Origin of the sequence: Algiphilus sp., from assembly GCF_023145115.1 — a bacterium.
GTDB lineage: Bacteria > Pseudomonadota > Gammaproteobacteria > Nevskiales > Nevskiaceae > Algiphilus.
Map to the genome: position 1 here is coordinate 1 of NZ_JAGLEJ010000059.1, position 5,175 is coordinate 5,175.

Below are 5,175 nucleotides of genomic sequence, written 5' to 3' on the forward strand. Positions count from 1 at the left end.
TACACCACGTCGTGGGACACGACCGGACTGGACGATAAAGCTACGCCGCCCTGTGGGCGTCACTTTGACTCCAAATCCTGCTAGCTCCGTGTCCCAGTAGATCGTGACCTTTCCAGCTTTAGGCTCAAGACTAGGTAGGCGGTTCTGTGTGATTCTTAGCGATGGCATGACACATATCCCTTGTGAATGGACGTGTGCTGCCAGTAATTCCAGCATCCAGCCAGCATCCAGCAACCAAAGTTGGGCCTAGTGCACCCCTTCCTTAAGTGATTGACGACAGGAGATTTGCACTATTGCGGCCCGTATGCCTATGGCAACTCTTAATCAGTAGGTTCGGGGTTCGAGTCCCTGGCGGCCCACCAAGCAAATCAAGAAGTTGGATCGGAATCAAGGCCCCAGCGATGGGGCTTTTCCCGTTCTGGGGCGTGTACCACTCGCGTCCCGGGATGCCGCCGGCACCAACAGACGCCCCCGGAAGGACGTTGCTTGCAGCGAGCAGCCAGTCATGCGGTAGTCACCTGCATGCGCTTCTCGCAAAGTGCCTTGAAGTCGTCAATGAACGACTTGCCGGCAAGCGAATACTCGCGATACCGGCGAAACGCTCCGAGGATGGGGAACCACCGCGGACAGGAGAGCGATCTCAGATCCCGCGATCCTTGATCATTGTGATGGCCCGGCGCCGCAACCAGCCCGGAACGCGGCGCAGCGTGGCGGACGACAGCCGATTGAGCAGTCCCGGCACCGTGACCGGCTCGCCACGCATGCAGGCGGCATAGCTGTGCTCGGCGACGGCACGCGGCTCGAGATTGGGAATGACGGGCAGCTGCATCGGCTTGCGCCCCTCCTGCTCGATCATGCCGGTATTCGTGAATCCGGGGCATGACGCCGTCACCGTGACCGCGGTTCCGCTCAGTTCCATGCCAAGTGCCTCGCTGAACGAGAGCAGGAAAGCCTTGCTGGCCGCGTAGCTGGCCAGCGACGGAACCGGATTGAACGCCGACGTGGATGCGATGTTGAGTATCCGCCCGGCGTTGCGATCGCGCATCTGACGTGCCAGCGGGTGCGTCAGGCGCATGACGCCGAGCACATTGAGCGAGACCAGTGATTCGTGGCGTTCCAGCGGCACATCGAGGAAGTCGCCCTCGTGCAGCGCGCCGGCGTTGTTGACCAGCAGATCGACCACGCAGCCCCGCCGGGTGACCGCGTCGAGGACGGCATTCGCGCCGTCCTCGGATGCAAGATCGGCAGCCATCCAGTCGCACCGGATGCCGTGCTGTGCCGCAATGGCTTCTGCCCGCTCTTCGAGGCGTGGCGCCGAGCGCGCCACCAGCAGGAGGTCGTGCCCATGCTCCGCGAGCACCTCCGCGATGGCCCACCCGATGCCGCCGGAGGCACCGGTCACGAGTGCAACCTGGCCGCTCATGACGCGGCTCCGTCGGCTGCGGGCAACCCGAGAACGCGCTCGAGTTCCGCGAGCGTCTCGCCGGTGTACACCGCCACCCGCTGCATGTGCGGCAGCGTGTCCCGACAACCGGTGAAGCCCAGATTGAAGCGATCGCCGTAGCTCAGCACGGAGATGTTGAGCGCCTCGCCGTTGAACAGCAGCGAGATCGGATAGATCTCCTGGAGCCTCGCGCCGTTGAGGTACAGCGCCTCGCGCGGCCCGGGCACATTCGAGATGATCAGGTTGTGCATGGGCGCGACATAGCCACCGACACCCAGCATGACCTGGGCCATGTAGGGCGCCATCAACATCATGGTGAACTGCGGCATCGACTCCGCGGGCACGCGCGAGAGCTCGGCCTTGGCTGCAGACGCCGAGGCATGACAGGCATGCAGCCGCTCCAGCGGATCGGCGATGTCGGTATGCAGGCTGGCGAGCATGAAGCTGATGGCGTTGCCGGCCGCCGCGTCATCCGCCGACCGGAACGAAACCGGCATGCCCGCGATGAGCGATTTGCCCGGCAGCCGTCCGAGCTCGCCCAGATAGCGCCGCAGGGCCCCGGAGCACAACGCCATGAAGACATCGTTGATCGAGACATCGGCCGCTTCGGCCACCGTCTTGATCCGCGAGAACGCGTAGTTCTGCGTGGCGAAGCGCCGCTTGCCGCATATGCGCCGGTTGATGTCCGACACCGGCGCGTCGAAGGGGCGCGTGAGCGCGTCATTGCGGCGCGACCACTGCCCCGCGAGCGCACGGACGGCGGTGACGGCGGAGCGCGCCTGTGTCGATGCCTGTGCCAGCAGGTGCGACCGCGGCTGCTCGCGCTGCGTCTCGGTGGGCGCGCTCGCGGCCGAACGGCTGGACAGTGCCCAGGGTGGCCCGCCCGCTTCCGCATCGGGCTTGTCGGATAGCATGCGCCGCAGCATGCGGATCCCGCCGACCCCGTCGATCAGCGCATGGTGGGCCTTGAGGTAGAGCGCGAAGCGATCGTTCGCAAGTCCCTCGATGAGGTGCATCTCCCAGAGAGGACGTGTGCGGTCCAGCGGATAGGAGTGCAGTCGCGAGACCAGTGTCCCGAGCTCGCGTTCGCCGCCCGGTGTGGGCAGCGCCGAGTGACGGAAGTGGTAGTCGAGATCGATCTGGTCCGGCTCCAGTTCATCCCACATGGGGATGAAGCGTCCGGCCCCGGATCTCCGCAACGCGTAGTTGAACGGCCGGGAGAATATCCGGGTGCGGCGGAAGCGCTCGGCCATCTCGAGCAGATAGGTGCGCCCGGCGCCGTCCGGCATGCCGAAGATCGACAGACAACCGATGTGCGTCGGCATCGCCGGCTTCTCGGCATACAGCCAGGCGGCATCGTTCGGATTGATCAGTCCCCCCATGCACAGTCCCCTTCCCGTTGGTCCCTGGGCGCCGCCGGCCGGTTCTTCGCCGGCTTCGGCGACGCGGGATAGGCCGCCCCTACGCGGCGGCGGCGCTCACACTCCCCATTTGCCGGCATGTCTCGTGATACTCCGCGATCAGGCGATGGCAGAGCTCACCGGCCGACGGGATGTCCCGGACCTGCCCGGCCCCCTGACCGGCGGACCAGATGTCCTTCCACGCCTTGCCACCGGAAAGCTCGGTCCCGAAGTCGACGCCCCCTTCCTTCGGCTTCAGGTTGTCCGGATCCATGCCGGCGCGCTCGATGGAGGCACGCAGGAAGTTCGCCGGCACGCCGCTGATGTGCGGGGTGTAGACGATGTCGGCGGCATTGGCATCGACCAGCATCTGCTTGTAGGCGTCATCGGCGGCCGCTTCCCTGGTACCGATGAAGCGGGTGCCCATGTAGCCGAAGTCGGCGCCCATGGCGATGGCCGCTGCAACACCGTCGCCGCTGCTGATGCATCCCGACAGGACGATGTAGCCGTCGAAGACACGCCGGATCTCGGGCACGAGCGCGAAGGGGTTGATGGTGCCGGCGTGACCACCCGCTCCCGCCGCGACCGGAATGATGCCGTCGACGCCGGCCCTGGCCGCCTTCTCGGCATGGCGTGCATTGACCACGTCGTGGAATACCAGGCCGCCATAGCTGTGCACCGCGTCCACGACTTCGGTCGCCGCACCCAGCGAGGTGATCACCAGCGGCACCTTGTAGCGCACCACCTGTTCGAGATCCGCCTGCAGGCGCGGATTGGACTTGTGGACGATCAGGTTGACGCCGAACGGCGCGTCACGCTCGGTGAGCTGGCCGTTGAGGACTTCCAGCCACTCCACGAATCCTTCGGTCGAACGCTGATTGAGCGCCGGGAAGGTGCCGATGACGCCGGCCTTGCAGCAGGCCGCCGTGAGGTCGGGATTCGAGACGAGGAACATCGGAGCGGCGATGATGGGGGCGCGGACGCGACCCTGCCACTGCTCGGGCATGCGCATGAGTTGGGTTCTCCCTTAGTCGAGAATCGAGCGGGCGATGATCTCCTTCATGATCTCGGAGGTGCCCGCGAAGATGCGGTTGATGCGCTCGTCCTGGTACATGCGGCAGATCGGGTACTCGTCCATGTAGCCGGCACCGCCGTGCAGCTGCACACCCTCGTCCACCGAACGTCCGTAGACTTCGCTGGCGAAGAGCTTAGCGCGCGCCGCATCCTCGGCGCTGAGCGCACCCTCGTTGTGGAATTCCACGCAGCGGTCGACGAAGGCCTGCGCCATCTCGATCTCGGTATCCAGGGCGGCCAGCTTGAAGCGCGTGTTCTGCATCTTGCTGAGCGGCTTGCCGAAGACCTTGCGCTCGCGCACGAAATCGCGCGTCGTGTCCACGGCCAGGCGCGCCGCGGCGACGTTGCCGGCGGCCGACAGCAGGCGCTCCTCGGCCAGCGCGTGCATCAGGTGATAGAAGCCCTTGTTGACGGTGCCCAGGACGTTCTCCTTGGGCACGCGCACGTCGTGGAAGAAGAGCTCGGCGGTATCCTGCGACTTCAGGCCCATCTTCTTGAGATTGCGGCCGCGCTCGAAGCCCTCCATGCCGCGCTCCACCAGGAACAGCGTCACGGCGTGCGGATTCTCCGGATCGGTACGGGCGGCGACGATGACGAGGTCGCACAGGATGCCGTTGGAGATGTAGGTCTTGGCGCCGTTGAGCACCCAGTGGTCGCCCTTGTCCTCGGCGCGCGTCTTCATGCCCGCGAGATCGGAGCCGGCATCGGGCTCGGTCATCGCGACCGCGAGGATGAGCTCGCCGCTGAGCATGCCGGGGAAGTACTTCCGCTTCTGCTCCTCGGTTCCGAAGGTGCCGATGTAGGGGGCGATCAGACGGTTGTGGACCGTCATGAAGAAGCCCGCATCACCGTGGTAGACATTCTCCTCGATGAGGATCTGCTCGTAGCGGAAATCCTTGATGCCGAGCCCGCCGTATTCCTCGTCGACCCACATGCACAGATAGCCCGCCTCGCCGGCCTTGAGGAACGCCTCGCGGTCGACGATGCCGGCCTCGCGCCAGCGCTCGCTGTTGGGGCTGATCTCGGTCTGGAAGAACTTGCGGGCGCTGTCGCGGAACAGCTCCATCTCGGGCGTCAACGGTGGGCGTTGCATGGCTTCTCTCGCTGGATGTCGGGTCGTGGATGAATGAGTCGGGCGCGCTCGGCTCGCCGGGGCGCCGCCGTCGTGCCGGCGCGCGCTCCGACGGCGACCGCCGCCACGGGGCGGAGGCCGTGCCGACGCGGAATCGCGTCAGAGCGTGCGCGAAATGAGTTCCT

The 5,175-nt window shown here is 65.7% G+C and carries 4 protein-coding genes; all 4 read right to left on the bottom strand.

Annotated elements, in window-relative coordinates; genetic code table 11:
- Positions 1-640 precede the first annotated feature (640 nt).
- Positions 641-1,423, bottom strand: a complete 783-nt coding sequence (locus KAH28_RS17385) for an SDR family oxidoreductase (protein WP_290578862.1) — start codon at positions 1,421-1,423, stop codon at positions 641-643.
- On the bottom strand, positions 1,420-2,826 hold the full coding sequence (locus KAH28_RS17390; RefSeq protein ID WP_290578864.1) for a wax ester/triacylglycerol synthase family O-acyltransferase: 1,407 nt from the start codon (positions 2,824-2,826) through the stop codon (positions 1,420-1,422). The genes KAH28_RS17385 and KAH28_RS17390 overlap by 4 nt, the downstream gene beginning before the upstream one ends.
- Positions 2,827-2,905: 79 nt before the next feature.
- Positions 2,906-3,856: a nitronate monooxygenase family protein gene (locus KAH28_RS17395; protein ID WP_290578866.1), complete on the bottom strand. Its 951-nt coding sequence runs from the start codon at positions 3,854-3,856 to the stop codon at positions 2,906-2,908.
- Positions 3,857-3,871: 15 nt separating this feature from the next.
- Positions 3,872-5,011, bottom strand: coding sequence for an acyl-CoA dehydrogenase family protein (locus tag KAH28_RS17400; protein ID WP_290578868.1), 1,140 nt, complete (start codon positions 5,009-5,011; stop codon positions 3,872-3,874).
- Between the last annotated feature and the right edge of the window lie 164 nt (positions 5,012-5,175).